Source organism: Streptacidiphilus sp. MAP12-33, assembly GCF_041261265.1.
Classification (GTDB): domain Bacteria; phylum Actinomycetota; class Actinomycetes; order Streptomycetales; family Streptomycetaceae; genus Streptacidiphilus.
On sequence record NZ_JBGCCA010000019.1, the window covers coordinates 114,457 to 132,148 of the forward strand.

The 17,692-nt window shown below is 73.0% G+C and carries 13 protein-coding genes; 4 read left to right on the forward strand and 9 right to left on the reverse strand.

Translation table 11 applies throughout. The features are described 5' to 3' along the window. Positions 1 to 41: 41 nt before the first annotated feature. Both ABH931_RS20125 and ABH931_RS20130 read right to left on the reverse strand, forming a co-directional pair. Positions 42 to 1,397, reverse strand: a complete 1,356-nt coding sequence (locus ABH931_RS20125; RefSeq protein WP_370115125.1) for an aspartate aminotransferase family protein — start codon at positions 1,395 to 1,397, stop codon at positions 42 to 44. A gap of 38 nt (positions 1,398 to 1,435) precedes the next feature. Next, positions 1,436 to 2,935, reverse strand: a complete 1,500-nt coding sequence (locus ABH931_RS20130; protein WP_370115126.1) for an aldehyde dehydrogenase — start codon at positions 2,933 to 2,935, stop codon at positions 1,436 to 1,438. 128 nt (positions 2,936 to 3,063) lie between these two features. Between ABH931_RS20130 and ABH931_RS20135 the strand changes: the two genes are divergently transcribed. Further along, the gene (locus ABH931_RS20135; RefSeq protein WP_370115128.1) at positions 3,064 to 3,669 is read left to right on the forward strand and encodes a TetR/AcrR family transcriptional regulator; all 606 of its coding nucleotides are present in this window, start codon (positions 3,064 to 3,066) and stop codon (positions 3,667 to 3,669) included. Here the strand turns inward: ABH931_RS20135 and ABH931_RS20140 are convergent. From ABH931_RS20140 to ABH931_RS20150, 3 genes are read right to left on the reverse strand one after another with little or no spacing between them, the layout of a single operon-like run. Next, positions 3,647 to 4,843, reverse strand: a complete 1,197-nt coding sequence (locus ABH931_RS20140; RefSeq protein ID WP_370115130.1) for a M20 family metallopeptidase — start codon at positions 4,841 to 4,843, stop codon at positions 3,647 to 3,649. The genes ABH931_RS20135 and ABH931_RS20140 overlap by 23 nt on opposite strands. Further along, entirely contained in the window at positions 4,840 to 5,538 is a 699-nt protein-coding gene (locus ABH931_RS20145; RefSeq protein WP_370115131.1) for a DUF1028 domain-containing protein, read from the reverse strand. Before ABH931_RS20145 ends, ABH931_RS20140 begins: the two co-directional genes overlap by 4 nt. Further along, positions 5,535 to 6,008, reverse strand: coding sequence for a RidA family protein (locus ABH931_RS20150; RefSeq protein ID WP_370115133.1), 474 nt, complete (start codon positions 6,006 to 6,008; stop codon positions 5,535 to 5,537). Before ABH931_RS20150 ends, ABH931_RS20145 begins: the two co-directional genes overlap by 4 nt. A gap of 144 nt (positions 6,009 to 6,152) precedes the next feature. On the opposite strand from ABH931_RS20150, the gene ABH931_RS20155 reads away from it, so the two are divergent. Then, complete coding sequence (locus ABH931_RS20155; protein WP_370115135.1) at positions 6,153 to 7,136, forward strand: LysR family transcriptional regulator; 984 nt, start codon at positions 6,153 to 6,155, stop codon at positions 7,134 to 7,136. Here ABH931_RS20155 and ABH931_RS20160 read toward each other — a convergent pair. Then, complete coding sequence (locus ABH931_RS20160; RefSeq protein ID WP_370115136.1) at positions 7,030 to 8,409, reverse strand: YhgE/Pip domain-containing protein; 1,380 nt, start codon at positions 8,407 to 8,409, stop codon at positions 7,030 to 7,032. The two genes, ABH931_RS20155 and ABH931_RS20160, sit on opposite strands and share 107 nt — an antisense overlap. Before the next feature lie 77 nt (positions 8,410 to 8,486). Here ABH931_RS20160 and ABH931_RS20165 point away from each other — a divergent pair, with 77 nt between their 5' ends. After that, the gene (locus ABH931_RS20165) at positions 8,487 to 11,729 is read left to right on the forward strand and encodes a BTAD domain-containing putative transcriptional regulator (protein WP_370115138.1); all 3,243 of its coding nucleotides are present in this window, start codon (positions 8,487 to 8,489) and stop codon (positions 11,727 to 11,729) included. A 43-nt stretch (positions 11,730 to 11,772) separates the two neighbouring features. Here the strand turns inward: ABH931_RS20165 and ABH931_RS20170 are convergent, their stop codons facing one another. The 3 genes from ABH931_RS20170 to ABH931_RS20180 all read right to left on the reverse strand — a co-directional run bounded on the left by ABH931_RS20170 (position 11,773) and on the right by ABH931_RS20180 (position 14,955). Continuing rightward, entirely contained in the window at positions 11,773 to 12,540 is a 768-nt protein-coding gene (locus tag ABH931_RS20170; RefSeq protein ID WP_370115140.1) for an ABC transporter permease, read from the reverse strand. Beyond that, a complete protein-coding gene (locus tag ABH931_RS20175) occupies positions 12,537 to 13,526 on the reverse strand; it encodes an ATP-binding cassette domain-containing protein (RefSeq protein ID WP_370115142.1) in 990 nt (329 codons plus the stop codon). Before ABH931_RS20175 ends, ABH931_RS20170 begins: the two co-directional genes overlap by 4 nt. Positions 13,527 to 13,611: 85 nt before the next feature. Further along, positions 13,612 to 14,955, reverse strand: a complete 1,344-nt coding sequence (locus ABH931_RS20180) for a lipase family protein (protein ID WP_370115143.1) — start codon at positions 14,953 to 14,955, stop codon at positions 13,612 to 13,614. A 164-nt stretch (positions 14,956 to 15,119) separates the two neighbouring features. On the opposite strand from ABH931_RS20180, the gene ABH931_RS20185 reads away from it, so the two are divergent. Then, positions 15,120 to 17,684, forward strand: a complete 2,565-nt coding sequence (locus tag ABH931_RS20185; protein ID WP_370115145.1) for a phosphatidylglycerol lysyltransferase domain-containing protein — start codon at positions 15,120 to 15,122, stop codon at positions 17,682 to 17,684. Positions 17,685 to 17,692: the final 8 nt, after the last annotated feature.

Sequence of the window (17,692 nt, forward strand, 5' to 3'; positions counted from 1 at the left end):
GGCGGATGTGGGGGTGGTGGAACGGCCCGGCGGCGTTCGGGTCAGCCGCGCAGTTCGCCGTTGGGCTGGACGCGCTCCAGGACCTGGCGCATGGCGGCGACGGCCTCCTTCGCCTCCCCCTCCGTCATGATCAGCGCCGGGGAGAGGACGAGGGAGTGCGCGCAGTCGCGGACGATGACGCCGGTCTCGCGGCGGATCACGTCCGGCAGCATCGGCTGGAGCATCGGCAGCGGCTCGCGGGTGGCGCGGTCGGCGACGAGCTCGACGGCGAGCATCATGCCGACGGAGCGGATCTCCCCCACCACGGGCAGGTCGCCCAGTTGGGCCTCCAGCTCGCGGTGCAGGTAGCCGCCGATCTCGGTGGCACGGGCGAGCAGGCCCTCACGCTCGATGATGTCCAGGTTCTCCAGCGCCACGGCGCAGGCGACGGGGTGGCCGTTGTAGGTGTAGCCCATCGGGAAGCCGTGGTCGGCGAGCAGCGCCTCGGCGACGTGGTCGCCGACGAGCAGCGCGCCCAGCGGGATGTAGCCGGAGGTGATGCCCTTGGCAGTGACGATGATGTCGGGGCGGACGTCGAAGTACTGGGCGGCGAACCACTTGCCGACGCGGCCGTAGGCGGTGACGACCTCGTCCAGGATGAGCAGGATGCCGTGGCGGTCCAGCACCTCGCGCACACGCGGCCAGTAGTCGGCGGGCGGGACGAGCATGCCGCCGACGCCCATGATCGGCTCGCCGATCATGGCGGCGATGTTGCCAGGGCCGATCTCGGCGATCCGCTGCTCCAGTTCGGCGATGAGGAAGTCCGTCGGGTCCTCGCCGTTGTAGAGCTCGCTGCGGTACGGCCACGGCGGGGTCAGGTGGGAGACGTGCGGCATCATCGGGGCGAAGCCCTCGTGGTAGACCGGGAAGCCGGTCGCCGAGCCGCCGCCGTAGCCGATGCCGTGGTAGGCCTTGTCACGGGCCAGGATCCAGGTGCGGTCCGTGTCGCCGCGGCGGTGGTGGTAGTAGCGGGCCATCTTGATGGCGGCCTCGTTGCCCTCCGAACCACCGGAGGTGAAGTAGACGTGGCCCAGGCCCTCGGGCGCGATCGAGGTGAGCTTGGTGGCCAGCTCGATCGCCGGGTCGTTGGAGAACTCCCAGAAGCTGGTGAAGTACTCCAGCTTGGCCATCTGCTCGTAGGCGGCGCGGGCCACCTCCTCGCGGCCGTGGCCGATCTGGGCGAGCCAGAGGCCACCGGTGGCGTCGAGGTAGGAGCGGCCGTCGATGTCGGTCAGGCGGCAGCCGGAGCCCTCGGTCATCACCACGCGCTCGGTGACGGAGCCGGGCAGGTAGGGGTGGATGATCCGGGCGCGGTCCGCGTCGCGCAGCTGGTCGGGGGTGAGGGGGGTGCGGCTCATGGTGGTGCCTTTCACGAGGGGGTGGCGCTCGGTGGCGCTCAGGCGTAGGAGACCCAGGTCGTCTTCAGGCCGGTGTACTTGTCGAAGGAGTGCAGCGAGAGGTCGCGCCCGTAGCCGGACTGCTTGAAGCCGCCGAACGGGGTGGCGGGGCTGAGCGCGTCGACGGTGTTGACCGAGACCGTGCCGGCGTGGAGCGCCTCGGCGAGGCGGTGGGCGCGGCCCAGGTCGCGGGTCCACACGGAGGCGGCCAGCCCGTAGGGCGAGTCGTTGGCGATCCGGACGGCGTCCGCCTCGTCGCGGAACGGCAGGACCGTCAGCACCGGGCCGAACAGCTCCTCGCGGGCAAGGGACGCGGTCTCGGGCAGGCCGGTGACGATCGTCGGGTGCAGGTAAGCGCCGAGACGGTCGGGGCGGGTGCCGCCGTGGACGACCTGCCCGCCGGCGGCACGGGCCGCGTCGACGGCGGCGAGCAGGCGCTGGGCCTGTGCCTCGTCGACGAGGGGGCCGAGGCGGGTGGCCGGGTCGAGCGGGTCGCCGGGGACGTAGGCGGCGGCGTGCTCGGCGACGCGGGCGGTGAACTCCTCGGCGATGTCCGCGTGGACGAGCAGCCGGGTGTTGGCGGAGCAGACCTGGCCCGCGTTGAAGCAGAAGCCGAAGGCGGCGCGCTCGGCGGCGGCGTCGAGGTCGGCGTCGGGGAAGACCAGGTTGGGGCTCTTGCCGCCCGCCTCCAGCCAGACCTGCTTGCCGTTGGACTGCGCGGCGTAGGAGAGGAACATCCGCCCGACCGCGGTGGAGCCGGTGAAGGCGAGCACGTCCACGTCGGGGTGGAGGCCGAGCGCGCGCCCGGCGGTCTCGCCGAGGCCGGGGACGACGTTGAGCACGCCCTCGGGGATGCCCGCCTCGACGGCGAGCCGGGCGAGCAGCAGCGCGGACTGCGGCGACTGCTCGGCGGGCTTCAGCACCACGCTGTTGCCGGCGGCCAGCGCCGGGGCGAGCTTCCAGGAGGCGAGGTCGAGCGGGAAGTTCCACGGCACGACGGCGCCGACGACGCCCAGCGGCACGCGGCGCACCAGCGCCAGGTTGCCGGGCGCGGCCGGGGCGACCTCGTCGTAGAGCTTGTCGACGGCCTCGGCGTGCCAGGCGAAGCAGCCCGCCGCGCCGGGGACGTCGACGGCGAGTGCCTCGGCGACGGGCTTGCCCATGTCGAGCGAGTCGTACAGGGCGAGCTCGTGGCCGTGCCGCTCGATCAGCTCGGCCAGCCGCAGCAGGCGCTTCTTGCGCGCCTCGGGGGCGAGCCCGGACCAGCGGCCGTCGGCGAAGGCGGTCCGCGCGGAGCGGACGGCGTCGTCGACGTCGGCCGCGTCGCAGGCGGCGACCTCGGCGAGCGCCTTGCCGGTGGCCGGGTCGGTGTCGGTGAAGGTGGCACCGGAGCGCGCGTCGCGCTGTTCGCCGTCGACGAAGGCGCGGGTCTGCGGGGCGAGGCCGGCGGCGAGGCGCTGCCAGTCGGCGTGGGAGGGGGAGCTGGTGGAGTCACTCATGGGAGGGGGTCCTCAGGTGTGCTCGCGAGTTCTTTGATGCGAGATTCAAACAATGGGTTACGCCCACGTCAATGACTGTCGCGAGATTGTCTTGGATTTTTTGATGTCCGTGTCAGAGAATGTGTGCCATGGCACGACCGAAGAACCAAGGAGCCCGCCGCGGCGCGCTGATCGACGCGGCCGGGCGGGCCATCGCGGAGCGCGGCATGGCCGGCCTGCGGATCAAGGACATCGCGGCCGCGGCCGGCGTCTCGGCCGGCTCGGTCCTGTACTACTACCCGGAGCTCGACGACCTCGTCCTGGCCGTCCACCAGGACGCCGTCGAACGCTATCTGACGCAGCGCCAAGCCGAGACCGAGAGCCTGGGCGGCAACCCGGTGGCGCGGATGCGGGCGGCGCTCGCCTCCGGCCTGCCACAGGGCCCCGACGACGCGGTGCACCGGCTGCTCTTCGAACTGCACGGCCTGGCCGACCGCAGCACCGGGCACGCCGCGCTGATGGGATCGCTCTTCGCCCGTGAAGTCGCCCTCTACTCGACGCTGCTCGAAGTCGGCACGGTGGCAGGCGCGTTCACGCTCACCACCCCCGTGGCCGACGCCGCGCGCAACCTCGTGGCCCTGGAGGACGGCTACGGCCTGCACATCGTCGCCCGTAACCCGGTCGTGGACCGAACCACGGCGCTCGCGCTGCTGAGCGCCCACGCGCGCGCCGTCACCGGGTGCCCGGACCTCTAGAAGCCACGGCGGCCAGGTCGGCCGCCGTCAGGGCCAGCGCGAGTGCGCCGTCCAGCAGGGCCGCGTCCGCTGCCGGGGTCGCGCAGGCGGCCGCGAACTCGCGCTGGTGGTTGACGGCCGGCAGCGAGTCGATGCCGATATAGGGGTGCAGGGCGCGCAGCACCCGGGAGACGTTGCCCATGTCGGTGGAGGCCCGGTTCATCCGCGCGGCCGGATCACCCGGCGCGGCGAAGCGGCGGCCGATAGACTCGGCGTTGCGGCGGTAGAGCGCCGTGAGCTCCGCGTCGTTGCGGAACTCCGAGTAGGGCGGGCTCTCCGGCTCGATCTCCAGCGCGCAGCCCGAGGCCAGCGCCCCGGCGCGGAAGCAGTTCTCCACCCGGCCCTGGATCCGCTCCAGCTCCTCCAGGTCGGCGGCGCGCACGTACCAGCGCCCCTCCGTCCGCTCCGGGATGGCGTTGGGCGCCTCTCCCCCACGGGTGACCAACCCGTGCACGCGGGTGGTCGGCGGCAACTGCTGACGCAGCAGCCCGATGCCGACCTGGGCGACGGTGAAGGCGTCGGCGGCGTTGCGGCCCTGTTCGGGGTAGGCGGCCGCGTGCGCGGCACGGCCCGTGTACTGGACGTTGAGGTGAGCCACGGCGAACGGCTCTGCCTCGGCGACGTCGACAGGCCCGGGGTGGACCATCATCGCCACGTCCACGCCCTCGAAGGCGCCGCGCTCCAGCATCAGGATCTTGCCGCCGCCACCCTCCTCGGCGGGGGTGCCGAGTACGGTGACGGTCAGCCCGAGATCGTCGGCGACCCGGGCCAGCGCGGCGGCGGCGCCCACCGCCGAGGAGGCGATGAGGTTGTGGCCGCAGGCGTGGCCGAGTCCGGGCAGCGCGTCGTACTCCGCACAGAGCGCGACGTGCAGCGGACCACTGCCGATCCGCGCGGAGAAGGCGGTGGGCAGCGCGCAGACGCCCGGGGTGACGGTGTAGCCGAGGTCGTCGAGCAGCGAGGCGGTCCAGCGGGCCGCCTTCTCCTCCTCCCACGCGGTCTCGGGGTTGGCGTGCAGGCGGCGGGAGAGGCCGGTGAGATCGCCTGCGAGAGCACCGATCGTGTCGCGGAGCACCGTCCGCGCGGCGTCCGGCGCCTGCGCTGCTTCCCGCGCCGGGGCGGGAGCGGTGCTCACAGGTCCCCCGGCACGCCGTAGCTGGGCGCGAGCCCCGGGTCCAGCGCGCGCTGGACGTACGCGTCCTGCTGCGGCTCCCACAGGCGCCAGAGCAGGCCGAGTTCCGCGACCGGCTCGCCCTCGGTCCAGTCGACCCGCAGGTCGACGACGGGCCACGGTACGGCGTCGGCGACGAGCAGGCCGGCCGAGTGCAGCGGCCCCTCCTCACCACCCGCCGCCAGGCCGGCCGTCAGCGCGTCCAGCAGTCGCTCCGCGAGCGGCAGTTCCGCCGGCATGGCACCAGTGGCACCGGCGCCGGCGAAGGCGTCGACCATCGCCTGCGGCACCCCGTCGTTCACGAGCATGTTCCCGGCGGCCACGCAGTCCGCGCCGACCGCCTGCGCGTAGGTGCCGAGCGCGTGCTCGCCCGAGAACGCGGCCGGGCTCCCCTCCATCCCGACGGCCGTCAACTGCCGCCAGGCGATGAGGGGCTCGGTCTCGGCGGTGTGCCGGACGGCGTCCCGGGCGGTCGAGCCCGCCGCCATCAGGTCCAGCAGCCACGGGCCGAGCCTGGGGTCGGTGACGTTCTGCGTGCAGGCCGCCCCCACGCCGGCCCGCACGTGGGCGCAGCGGGAGGCGACGGCCGGGCTGGAGGAGGCGATGGCCACCCCGACCTGCCCGGTCCGGGCGCACCGGGCGGCGATGGAGAGCGTCACAGGAGCTCCCCTCGCTCGGCCGCCTTCGCGTGCCGGATCCCGGCGGCCTCGGCCCTGCGCGACGCCGGGATGACGGCGGTCGCGTCGATCTCGACCAGCCACTCGGGCCGGGCGAGGGCGGAGACCACCAAGCCGGTCGAGACGTAGTGGACGCCCTTGAGCCAGCGGCCCATCACCCGGTAGACCAGCTCGCGGAAGCGGATGTCGGTCAGGTAGACGGTGATCTTCGTGACCTCGTCCAGCGCGCTGCCGGACTCCTCCAGCAGCATGGCGATGTTGGCCATGGCCCGCTCCGCCTGCGCCTCGACGTCCCCCACGCCGACGCTCTCGCGGGTGTCCAGGTCCTGCCCGATCTGGCCGCGCAGGTAGACGGTTCCCTCGGCGACGACGGCCTGGGCCAGGTCGTTGGCGAGCTGCTGCTCGGGGTAGGTGTCGGCCGTGTTGAAGCGCCGCAGCCGGTGATGGACCATCAGTGACCGCTCCCGGGGCTGGTGGGGTGGGATGTCGGCGGCCGAAGGGGCCGCACCACCACTATGGAAGCCGGGCTTCCCCTGGTAAAGCAGATCTTTTAGGGTTGGGTCATCGTGTAAACAGATGAGCCAAGGAGCCGGATCGTGGCGGAGGCGGCAGTCGGATTCACCCTCGCGCAGCTGCGCTACTTCGTCGTGGCCGCGGAGGCGGGCAGCATGACCGCGGCCGCCGAACGGCTGCTCATCGCCCAGTCGGCCGTCTCCACGGCGGTCTCCAACCTGGAGCACCAGCTGGGTGTGCAGCTGTTCATCCGCCGCAAGGGCAAGGGACTGGTGGCCACGCCCGCCGGGGAGCGGTTGCTGCTGCAGGCCCGGGAGCTGCTCAGCCACGCCCTCGACGTGGCGGCCGAGGCACGCGGCGGCGAGGGAGGCCTCAGCGGCCCGGTCCGGCTGGGCTGCTTCGTCACGCTCGCGCCGTTCGTCCTGCCCGAGCTGCTGGTCTCCTCGGCGGAACGGTACCCACAGCTCCAGGTCGAGGTCCTGGAGGGCGAGGCCGACGAGCTCGACCGGGCCCTGCGCACCGGCCGGATCGACTTCGCCCTCACCTACGACCTGGGCCTCGGCGCCGGCGTCACCCGCGAGACCGTCGCCTCGCTGCCCGCGCACGCCCTCGTCGCGGCGGACCACCCGCTGGCCTCGCGCGGCTCGATCGACCTGGCCGAGCTGGCCCACGAGCCGTTCGTCCTGCTCGACCTGCCGCACAGCCGCGACTACTTCTGGTCGCTGGTCACCGCGACCGGGATCACCCCCGTGGTCCGGCACCGCTCTCACAACTACGAGGCCGTCCGCTCCCTGGTGGCCCTCGGCCACGGCTTCTCCGTCCTGCACCAGCGCCCGGCGACCGACCACACCTACAGCGGCGCCCGCGTCGCCGCCCTCGCCCTGACCAACGAGCACCCGCCGCTCGACCTGGTCCTGGCCCGGGTGGACGGCGTCCGCCAGACCGCCCGGTCCACCGCCGTCATGCGCCTGGCGCAGGAGCTGCTGGCCCCTCAGGCCGGTCGTGCGGCGCCTCGTCGTGCCGCGGCTGATCGTGCTGCGGCTGGTCGTGCTGCGGCTGCGGAGTGAGCCGCTCCAGCCCCTTGCGGTCGTAGTAGCGCGTCATCGCGAAGCCGAACAGCAGCGCGGCGACGAAGCCGACGGCGATCATGACCCAGGCGCGGGTGAGGCCCGCGTCGGCCCGGGCGTCGAAGTAGAGGATGGACCGGACGCCCGCGCTGAGCTGCCGCATCGGCTCGAACGCGCCGAGGAAGCGGTAGAAGGCCGGGGTCGCCTCCAGCGGTACGGTCGCACCGGAGGACGGCAGGGCCAGCGCGATGAAGACGAACATCGACACCAGCTGCCCGATGGAGCCGAACGCGGCGTTGATGGCCTGCACGCCGAGACCGACGGCGAGGCAGGCGCAGTAGGAGAAGAGCCACAGCAGCGGGATGTGCGAGGCGTCCATGCCCAGGACGGCGATGCAGGCCACCATGACCAGACTGGTGGTCAGCACTGAGATCCCCGCGGTCATCACCATCTTCAGCACCAGGGTCCGGGTGCGGTCGATCGGGACCGTCGGCCGGCGGGTGTGCCAGGGGCCGATCTCGCTGTCCGCGTAGCCGAGCGCGGTGTCGACGCCGTTGTGGACGAGGTTGCCGCCGATGAAGCCGCTGAGCACGAGCAGCAGCGTGTAGTAGAACGCGCTCAGCCCGAGACCGCTGTGCTGCCCGATCGGATGGCCCACCTGCGTCACCACGGCCACCGGGTCGGCGAGCAGCAGCCTGGTGGTCGGGTCGGCGGCCGCCGTCGCGGGCGAGGCGGTGAGCTGCTTGCCGATGGCGAGCGAGGCCTGGTGGGCGGCGTTCTGGTTGATCTGGGCGGCGAGCGAGGAGCCGAGGCTGCCGACACCGGGGTTGGTGAGCACGGTGATCGTCGGCCGTGCCGTCGCCCGCGTCGTGGTCAGCGCGGTCACCGACGCGGTGAAGTCCGCCGGGATCACCAGCGCGCCGTACACCTTGCCGGACGCCAGCAGGTCCCGCGCCTGCGCCTCGCCGACCTCCCGCCACCCGACCGACCCGGAGGGCGAGGCCGCGACGATCTGACGTGCCACCTGCGCCCCGAGGTTCTGCTGCTGCCCCGGCAGCGGCGCACCGGTGTCCTCGTCCACCACGGCGACGGGCAGCCGGTGCAGGTTCCCGTTCGGGTCGATCACCCCGCCCATGTACAGCAGCGACAGCACCAGCGCGACCAACGCGGCCAGCACGGACGGCACCAGCCACAGCATCGGTCTGCGCAACAGCGCACCGACCCGCACCTGCTGCCGGGGAGCACGACCACGCGGTGTCATCGAAGAGGCCATGAGAACCCACGCTAGAGCGCCCCCACCGACCTTCCCACCCCGACACGCACCTGCGGACCCCGTGGCAAAATCAGCGGGTGCAGATCGCGATGCTGGGGCCGTTGGAGGTGCGGACGGGCGACGACGGAGTCGCCGAGGTGGCGGGGGCGCGGCTGCGGGGGCTGGTGGTGGCGCTCGCGCTCAGGCCCGGACGGGTGGTGGGGAAGGCCGCACTCGTCGACTGGATCTGGGGCGAGCACCCGCCCGTGGACGCGGCGAACGCCTTGCAGCGGCTGGTGTCGCGGCTGCGGAAACTGCTGCCAGCCGGGGTGATCGAGGGACAGCCGGACGGCTACCGGCTGCTGGTGGCGCCCGAGGACGTCGACGCCGTGCGGTTCGAGCGGCTCGTCGGCGCCGGACAGGCGCGCGGGGAGGACGCCGCCGGGCGGGCGCGCCTGCTGGGTGAGGCGCTGGAGCTGTGGCGGGGCGCGGCGCTGGAGGACGTGGGGCTGCCGGACAGCGCCGCGTGCGAAGCCGTGGCCGTGCGGCTGGAGGCGATGCGCCTGGCGGCGACGGAGGAGCGGGCCGACGCCGAGATCGCGCTCGGACACGGAGCCGCGCTGGTCACCGAGCTGAGCGACCTGGTGGCCGCGCACCCGGTGCGGGAGCGGCTCGTCGCGGCGCTGATGCGGGCGCTGGCTGCCGCAGGGCGGGACAGTGAGGCGCTGCTAGTCTTCCAGCGCGCCCGGGAGGCACTCGCCGACGCGCTCGGCGTCGACCCCTCGCCGGAGTTGTCGGCGCTGCACGTCGCGCTGCTGCGCGGCGAGTTGACTCCACGGAGAGCGCGACCGGCCCAGGCCCAGGAGCCGGCGGCACGGGCCGCGCGGACGAACCTGCGGGCCGAGCTGACCAGTTACGTCGGCAAGGAGGCCGACCTCGCGGCCGTTCGCGCGCTGGTGGGCGGGCACCGGCTCACCACGCTCATCGGCCCCGGCGGCTCGGGCAAGACCCGGCTGGCGACCGAGACCGCCCGCCAGGTGCTCGGTGAACTGCCGGACGGTGCCTGGCTGGTGGAGCTCGCCGCGATCGGCCCGGGCGGGACGGAGGCCGACCTGGCACAGGCGACGCTCACCGCGCTGGGCCTGCGCGACACCCTGCTGGGGGAGACCCCGCACGCGGACGCGACCGACCGGCTCGTCGCCGCGGTCCGCGAGCGAGGAACGCTGCTGGTGCTGGACAACTGCGAGCACCTGATCGAGGCCGCTGCGGTCTTCGCCCACCGCCTGCTCGGCGACTGCCGCCGGCTACGGATCCTCGCCACCAGCCGGGAGCCGCTCGGCATCACCGGCGAGGCGCTGTGGCCGGTCGAGCCGCTGACGCTGCCGGAGCCGGACGCATCCCCGGACGAGGTCGGGGCCTCCCCCGCCGTCCGGTTGCTGCGGGACCGCGCCGCAGCGGTGCGCCCGGACCTCGCCGCCGCCGACAACTCCCCCGCCTCGCTCGCGACGCTGGTACGCGTCTGCCGGGCGCTGGACGGCATGCCACTGGCCATCGAGCTGGCCGCGGCCCGGCTGCGCACCATGTCCGTCGAGCAGCTCGCGCACCGGCTCGACGACCGGTTCCGCCTGCTGACCGGTGGCAGCCGCACCGCCCTGCCGCGCCACCGGACGCTGCGGGCGGTGGTCGACTGGAGCTGGGAGTTGCTGTCCGACGCCGAACGGGCGGTGCTGCGCCGGCTCGCGGTCTTCTCCGGTGGCGCGACCCTGGAAGCGGCTGAGCGGGTCTGCGCGGGCGAGGACAGCGGGGACGTCGAGCCGGACGAGGTGCTGGAGCTGCTGACCTCCCTGGCGGAGAAGTCGCTGCTGCGCGCCGAGGGCGACCGGGAGGCGCCGCGGTACCGGATGCTCGGCACCATCAGGGAGTACGCCGCGCTGCGCCTCGCCGAGGCGGGCGAGGCGGTCAGCGCCCGCCGGGCCCATCTCGCCTGGTGCACCGAGCTGGCCGAGACGGCCGACCCGCATCTGCGGCGCGCCGAGCAGTTGGAGTGGCTCGCGGTGCTGGAGGCGGAGCACGACGACATCGCCTCGGCGATGCGCGGCGCCCTCGCCGCGGGTGAGGCGGAGCCGGCGCTGCGGCTGGCAGCGGGGGCGGGCTGGTACTGGTGGCTCGGCGGGCACCGCTCGGAGGGCATGGAGCTGATCACCGCCGCCGCCAGGACCCCGGGCGAGGCGCCGGACGACGTCCGGGCCATGGTCCACGGGCTGATCGTGCTCTTCGTGAGCTCCGGGCGCGGGGACGAGCACCAGGCGGCGGAGTGGATCCACGAGGCCTACCGGCTCAGCCGGAACAGTCAGAGCGGTCGGAGCGGTCGGAACGGCAGGGGCGGCTACCCGCTGCTGGCGCTGATCGACGCGGTCGAGCACCTGCTGCAAGGCCCGGACGCCTTCCTGACGGCGTTCGATCCGCTGCTGGAGAACGAGGACCCGTGGGTGCGGGCGCTGGCCTGCCTGCACCTGGGCAAGACCCGCATCATGATCGGGCAGCAGGGCCGCGAGGCCGACGCCTACCTGGAGGCGGCCCTGGACCGGTTCCAGGAGCTCGGCGAGCGCTTCGGCATCTCCTTCGCGCTGACCGAACTCGCCGACCGGATCGCGGTCCGGGGCGACTTCGCCGCCGCCTGCGCGCACTACGAGCGCGCGATCGCGGTCGTCACCGAGCTCGGCGCCACCGAGGACGTGATCCGGATGCGGGCCGCCCAGGCCAAGCTCCACCGGCTGCTCGGCGACGACCCCGCGGCCGACGCCGCGCTCGCGGAGGCGCGGCGCTGGGCGGCCCGGGTCACCTGGCCGAACGCGCTGGCGGAACTGGCCCTCGCCCAGGCGGAGCTGGCCCGCTGGGCGGGAGACGTGACCGAGGCGCGCAGACAACTCGGCATCACCACAACCCTGTTGGCCGCGGACGCGGAGCAGCCGCAGATCCGGGCCCTGACCCACGAGCTGTTCGGGTACCTCGCCGCGGACGTCGAGGAGTCCCGCGTCCACCGGGCCGCCGCCTGGTCGGCGGCGTGCGAGGCGGGGCACGCGCCCCTGGTCGCCCGCGTGCTGGTGGGCGTCGCGGACCTGGCCCTGCGCCGCGACGAACCCGAGCGCGCCGCGCGGTTGCTGGCGGCGAGCGAGACCGTGCGCGGCCTGCCCGACCGCTCGGACGTGGACGCGGCCAGGATCGAGCGGGACGTGCGGAACCGCCTCGGCGAGAGGATCGGGGAGATCCTCGCCGAGGCGGCTCGGGAGGGTGCGACGGGCGACTGGTCCGCTCTGGTCGAACTCACGCTCGCACCGTGAGCGCTCGCGCCGTGAGCGCTCACGCCGTGAACCCGGGGGCGGATCAGGCACGCTTCCGGAAGGTGGAGACCGCCCACACGTAGCCGAGCAGGCCCAGTCCGACACACCAGGCGACGGCGGCGACCGCCTGGGTGGTCGAGGCGTGTCCGCCCGACAGCAGGGCCCGCAGCGTCTCGATGATCGGGGTGAACGGCTGGTACTCGGCGAACTGCCGGATGCCGGGACCCATCTTGTCGGCGGGCACGAACGCGCTGCTCAGGAAGGGCAGCATGATCAGCGGTACGGTCGCCATGCCCGCCGACTCCACCGTCTTGGCCGCCAGGCCCATCGCGACGGTGAGCCAGCTGAGCGCGAAGCCGAGCAGCGCCATGACGCCGATCGCGGCGACCCAGTCGAGCGCGCTGCCGTGCGGACGGAACCCCATCGCGAAGCCGACGCCGATGATCGCCGCGTCGGCGATCAGACCGCGCGCGGTGGTGGAGACGACGTGGCCGGAGAGCACGGCCCCGTGGGAGACGTCCATGACCTTGAAGCGGTTGATGACGCCCTTGGTCATGTCGCCGTTGACGGCCGCCGCGGTCGGGCCCAGCCCGTAGCCGAGGGCCATCACGAGCAGGCCGGGCACCGCGTAGTCGACGTACCTGCCGCCGCCGACGTCGAAGGCGCCGCCGAAGACGTAGACGAACATGAACATCATCACGATGGGGAACAGCACCGCCTGGAAGACCGTGACGGGGTTGCGGACCGTGTGCCGGAAGTTGCGGCGCAGCATGATGGCCGAGTCGCCGAGCGAGGTCGTCAGGGTGCTCATCGTGCGATCGCCTCCGAGGTGGTTTCCTGCGTGTCAGGGGTGTTCGAGTGCCCGGCGTGCCCGGTGCGCCCGCTGTGCCCGGTCAGGGCCAGGAAGACGTCGTCGAGGTCCGGCGTGTGGACGGAGAACTCCTCGGCGCTGAGCCCGTACTCGTCGAGCCGGTCCAGCAGGGCGCGCAGTGACCGCGAGCCGCCGTCGCTGGGGACCCGCAGGGTCAGCTCCTGGTCGTCGCGCGCCGCGCCGGCCAGGACCCGCGCCGCCGCGTCGAGTTCGGCCTCGGCGGTGAACCGGAGCCGGACGTGGGTGCCGGGCACCTGGCGCTTGAGCTCCGCGGGGGTGCCCTGGGCGACCACACGGCCCTGGTCGAGCACCGCGACCTGGTCGGCCAGTTGGTCGGCCTCCTCCAGGTACTGCGTGGTGAGGAAGATCGTGGTGCCGTCGGCGACCAGGTCGCGGACGATCTCCCACATGGTGCGGCGGCTGCGCGGGTCCAGGCCCGTCGTCGGCTCGTCCAGGAAGATGATCTCCGGATCGCCCACCAGCGTCATCGCCAGGTCGAGCTTGCGGCGCATGCCGCCCGAGTAGGTCGAGGCGAGCGCGTCGGCCGAACCAGCCAGGTCGAAGCGGTCCAGCAGCCCCGCCACGAGGCGGTCGGCGGAGCGGATCCGCCTGAGGTCCGCCATCATCCGCAGGTTCTCGCGGCCGGTCAGCAGTTCGTCCACCGCCGCGAACTGGCCGGTCACGCCGATGACCCGGCGCACCTGCCGGGTCGCCGCGGCGACGTCGTGCCCGCCGACGCGGACCGTGCCGGCGTCCGCCTTCGTCAACGTCGTCGCGATGTTGACCGTGGTCGTCTTGCCGGCGCCGTTCGGGCCCAGCAGGGAGAAGACCGATCCGGTGGCGACCTCGAAGTCGATGCCGTCGAGCACGACCCTGTCGCCGTATGCCTTGCGCAGTCCCGAGACCGCTATCGCCGAGTTCCTCATGAGGACAACGGTCGCGAGCGGCGCTGTCACCGCCCTGTCACCCGCCTGACACGGGTGACAGGGGCGCTGACAGGCCGCGCGTCCGTTACGGCGTGACGGCCTCCGGGGCCAGCGAGTTGCCCGCCTCGATGCCGCCGCAGTCGGAGGGGGCCGTCCGGCCGCCGAAGCGGTCCGCGAGCCAGCCGATGGCGGTGGGCGCCCAGGCCACGGCGGTCCCGATGTGGCTGAGCGCGTCGAACTGCTGGTACTGGATCGCCTGGTCGCCGGTGGCACAGTACTGCCGGGCCAGCGCCCTGACGTCCCCGGCGACCATCACCCCGTCCCCGGTGCCGACGCCCGGGAGGTTGCTGAAGGTCCCCTCGAGGACGCCGCCGTCGCCCTGGCCGATATAGCCCGGGATGGTGGGGGTGGCGGCGGAGCCGAGGTTGATCCGGTTGACCGCGTCGACGAAGGCGGGCACCGAGTCCGGGTTGGCGTACTGCGGCTTGGCCAGCGACTTCCAGCTCAGCCCGGGGTAGCGGCCGAGCGCGTTGACGATCGACCCCTGCTGCAGGGAGTTGTAGACGCTGAGGCCGTAGCTGTTGAGGTAGGGCGTGAGGTCGATGCCGAAGGAGCGGGAGACCCCGATGATCGCCATGGGGATGACGCCCGACCAGACCAGCGAGCCGCCGACGTAGCGCAGGTTGTGCGCCGGGTCCACCAGCAGGCCGCCCTCGGCGAAGCCGACCAGCTTCCGGTTCACCTCCGGCGCGTAGGCGGGGGCCATGGCGGCGGCCCAGTCGGTGGCGATGGCGCCACCGGAGTAGCCCATCAGCCCGAAGCGGGTGTCGGTGGTCAGGCCCGTGTCGGCGGCCCTGGTGGCGGCGCGGATCGAGTCCAGGGTGGTGGCGCCGTACTCCGGACCGGCCGCGAAGTCGGCCGTCTGCCCCTCGGTGTCGGGGATGACCAGGCTGTAGCCCTGCGCCAGCAGGGGTACCAGCAGGATCGCCTCGGCGTTGGGGATCGCCCCGCCCAGGGTGAGGTTTCCGGCGATGGCGCGGGAGGGGCTGTCCGCGGGGTTCAGCGAGTCGTAGAACGACTGGTAGGACACCGCCCTGGTGCGGTCGCCGGTCAGACTGCGGACCACGGAGGTGACGTTGGCCGCGGGTCGGCCCTGCGCGTCGACGGTGCGGTACAGGATCTGGATCACCTGGACCGGCGTCGGCAGGCCGAGGAGGTGGTACTGGAGCGTCCGCTCCTTCAGCACGTCGCCGGGCGCGTAGGACGCGAGGGGCGCGCTGCCGTCGTAGCTGTAGAAGGAGTCGTCCGCCGTGGACGCCGAACGGGCGGCGGCGGCCGCGGCCATCGGCGCGGCGGCACCGGTCATCGCCGCGACCACGGCGACGGCCAGGAGGCGCGAGGCGGTTCTGCGCATGGGAGTGCTGGGCATGGGTGGGCCCCCAGGTTCGTGAAACGGATCACAGTTGGACCTGACGCCCGAGTAAGTTACCGTCAAGTAAGGACTATGCCCAGAGGTTCGACCAAAGATCATCGTTTGCGCTGGTCGGAGCCGGTACGCGCGCCCGCCGGAGCAGACGGTGGAATCCTGGAGGCATGACCGGAGCTGCTCTTGAGCAGACGGGTGGTGGTGGGCTGCACCGCTGGTGGACCGCGGGTGTCGGCGTGCTCGGTGTCCTGCGGAAGGCACCGGTGTCGCTCGGCCTGGTCGTGGTCTTCTTCGTCCTCGGCCTGGGGGCCGGTGGAGCGGCCCACTGGGCCGGCCTGGGCACGGACACGATCACCGGCGGCCGCTGGTGGACGCTGTTCACCTACGGCCTGTGGCAACACGGCTGGTTCGGCTACCTCGTCGCCACCGGCCTGACACTGATCACGCTGCTGCCCGCCGAGCGGCGACTGGGCTCGTTCACGGCCGCCTCGCTCTTCCTGGTCTGCCAGGTGGGCGGTGCCCTGCTGGCGATCGCCGCGATGGAGATCGGCGGCGCCACCGCCGATCCCTGGCTGGGGAGCCTCATCGGCGACCGGACCGTCGGCCCGACGCCGGGCCTGGTCGGGGTCGGGCTCGCGTTCAGCGCCTCGCTGACCGCGCTGTGGCGACGCCGGCTGCGCCTGCTGCTGGTGACGGCGACACTGCTCTTCCTCTTCTACGCCGGGGAAGTCATCGACCTCGCCCGCACCGGGGCGGCACTGATCGGCCTGGTCGCCGGAGTGCTGCTGCTCACCGACCGGCACTCCCTGCGCGGCGTGCGGCTGCTGCCCTCCTCCCACGCGGAGACGCGGCTGCTGGTCGCCGTCTTCGCCTCGGTCGCGGCGCTCGGCCCCCTGATCACCTGGCTCACCCACGACACCGACGGGCCGCTCGCGCTCTACCGCGAGCTCTTCATCGGGGTGAACACCTCCGCCGCCTACGTCGAGGCCTCCTGCGCCGGCGCCCTGGCGCACACCCAGACCTGCACGAACGCCCGCGTGGACTACGCGCTGGCCAACAGTCCGGCCGTCTTCGTCTACTGGGTCCCGCTCTGCCTCATCGTCGTCATCGCCGTCGGGCTGTGGCGCGGACGCAGCATGGCCTGGTGGGCCGCGGTCGTGCTGCGCGTCCTGATGATCCTGGCCGAACTGCGCTACTACTTCCTCAAACGCCCCTCCTCCTCCGGCCCGTTCACCTTCTACTCGATCCTGCAGATGTGCATTCCGGTGAGCGTGCTGCTGGTCCTCTTCCTCACCCGCCGCCACTTCCGGATCAGGGCGGAGCGCGAGACGGTCCTGACCTTCCTGGGGATCGCCGTGCTCAGCTTCGTCGTGGTGGGCGCGGTGTACATCAAGTTCACCTACGACGCCCGGACGCAGTTCGCCCCCGTGCCGGTCTTCCACCAGATCGTCTCGGACTACCCGAAGCGCCTGGTGCCCCCGGTCTACCTGCCGCTGCTGGGCAAGCATCTGGGCGCCTTCCTGCCGGAGACCGCGCACGCGAGGCTGCTGTGGGAGTTCGCCGGACCGGTGTTCTGGATCATCGTGCTGATCGGGCTGTTCGTGGCGTTCTGGCGGGCCGGGGTGCGCCGCCGGGTCGACCGGTCCGCGCTCGCCGAGGAGGTGCTGCTGCGGTACGGCGGATCCACGCTCGCGTACATGACGACCTGGCCGGGCAACGACCACTGGCTCTCCCCCGACGGCCGGGCCGCGATCGCCTTCCGCGTCATCGGCAGCACCGCGCTGACGCTCGGCGGCCCCTACGGCGACCCGGCCGCCCGCGGCCCGGCGGTCGCCGAGTTCACCCACGTCTGCGACGACCGGGGCTGGACGCCGTGCTTCTACAGCGTCACCCAGGAGACCAAGGACGTCACCGACCGGCTGGGCTGGTCCTCGCTCCAGGTGGCCGAGGACACCGTGCTGCCCCTGCCGGACCTCGCCTTCACCGGCAAGCGCTGGCAGGACGTCCGCAGCGCGCTGAACCGGGCGGGCAAGGCAGGGGTGACCGCGCACTGGTACACCTGGCCGACCGCGCCCGTCGCCGTGCAGGAGCAGGTCCGCGCACTGTCCGAGGAGTGGGTCGCCGACAAGGGCCTGCCGGAGATGGGCTTCACCCTCGGCGGCCTGGACGAGCTGGAGGACCCGCGGGTACGCATCGTGGTCGCTCTCGACGAGGAGGGCACCCTCCAGGGGATCACCAGCTGGCTGCCCTGCCACGAGGACGGGGAGCCGGTCGGCTGGACGCTGGACTTCATGCGCCGGGGCAACGGGTCCTTCCAGGGCGTGATGGAGTACCTGATCGCGACGGCGGCGACGACCTTCAAGGAGGAGGGCGCGCGGTTCATGAGTCTCTCCGGCGCCCCGCTGGCCCGGATGGACCGCGGCGAGCAGCCGGCGGCGCTTCAGCGCCTGCTGGACGTGCTCGGCCGGGCGCTCGAACCGGCCTACGGCTTCCGCTCGCTGCTCGCCTTCAAGGCCAAGTTCCAGCCCACCTACTTGCCGCTCTACATGGTCTACCCCGACCCGGCCCAGCTCCCCGCCCTGGCGAACGCGATCGGCAAGGCCTACCTGCCGCACGTGACACCCGCCCAGATGCTGCGGCTCAGCCGCAAGTTCACCGCCGGACCGCCCGCACGCAAGCCGGAGCGAAAGGCCACGGCCAAGGAGGGGGCCGGGGAGACCCGATCGGGTTGATCCCCCGG

Excerpts from the sequence above, each read along its gene's own strand:
- ABH931_RS20125 (WP_370115125.1), bottom strand. The coding sequence starts at position 1,397 with ATGAGCCGCACCCCCCTCACCCCCGACCAGCTGCGCGACGCGGACCGC.
- ABH931_RS20130 (WP_370115126.1), bottom strand. The coding sequence starts at position 2,935 with ATGAGTGACTCCACCAGCTCCCCCTCCCACGCCGACTGGCAGCGCCTC.
- ABH931_RS20135 (WP_370115128.1), top strand. The coding sequence starts at position 3,064 with ATGGCACGACCGAAGAACCAAGGAGCCCGCCGCGGCGCGCTGATCGAC.
- ABH931_RS20150 (WP_370115133.1), bottom strand. The coding sequence starts at position 6,008 with ATGGTCCATCACCGGCTGCGGCGCTTCAACACGGCCGACACCTACCCC.
- ABH931_RS20160 (WP_370115136.1), bottom strand. The coding sequence starts at position 8,409 with ATGGCCTCTTCGATGACACCGCGTGGTCGTGCTCCCCGGCAGCAGGTG.
- ABH931_RS20170 (WP_370115140.1), bottom strand. The coding sequence starts at position 12,540 with ATGAGCACCCTGACGACCTCGCTCGGCGACTCGGCCATCATGCTGCGC.
- ABH931_RS20175 (WP_370115142.1), bottom strand. The coding sequence starts at position 13,526 with ATGAGGAACTCGGCGATAGCGGTCTCGGGACTGCGCAAGGCATACGGC.
- ABH931_RS20180 (WP_370115143.1), bottom strand. The coding sequence starts at position 14,955 with ATGCCCAGCACTCCCATGCGCAGAACCGCCTCGCGCCTCCTGGCCGTC.
- ABH931_RS20185 (WP_370115145.1), top strand. The coding sequence starts at position 15,120 with ATGACCGGAGCTGCTCTTGAGCAGACGGGTGGTGGTGGGCTGCACCGC.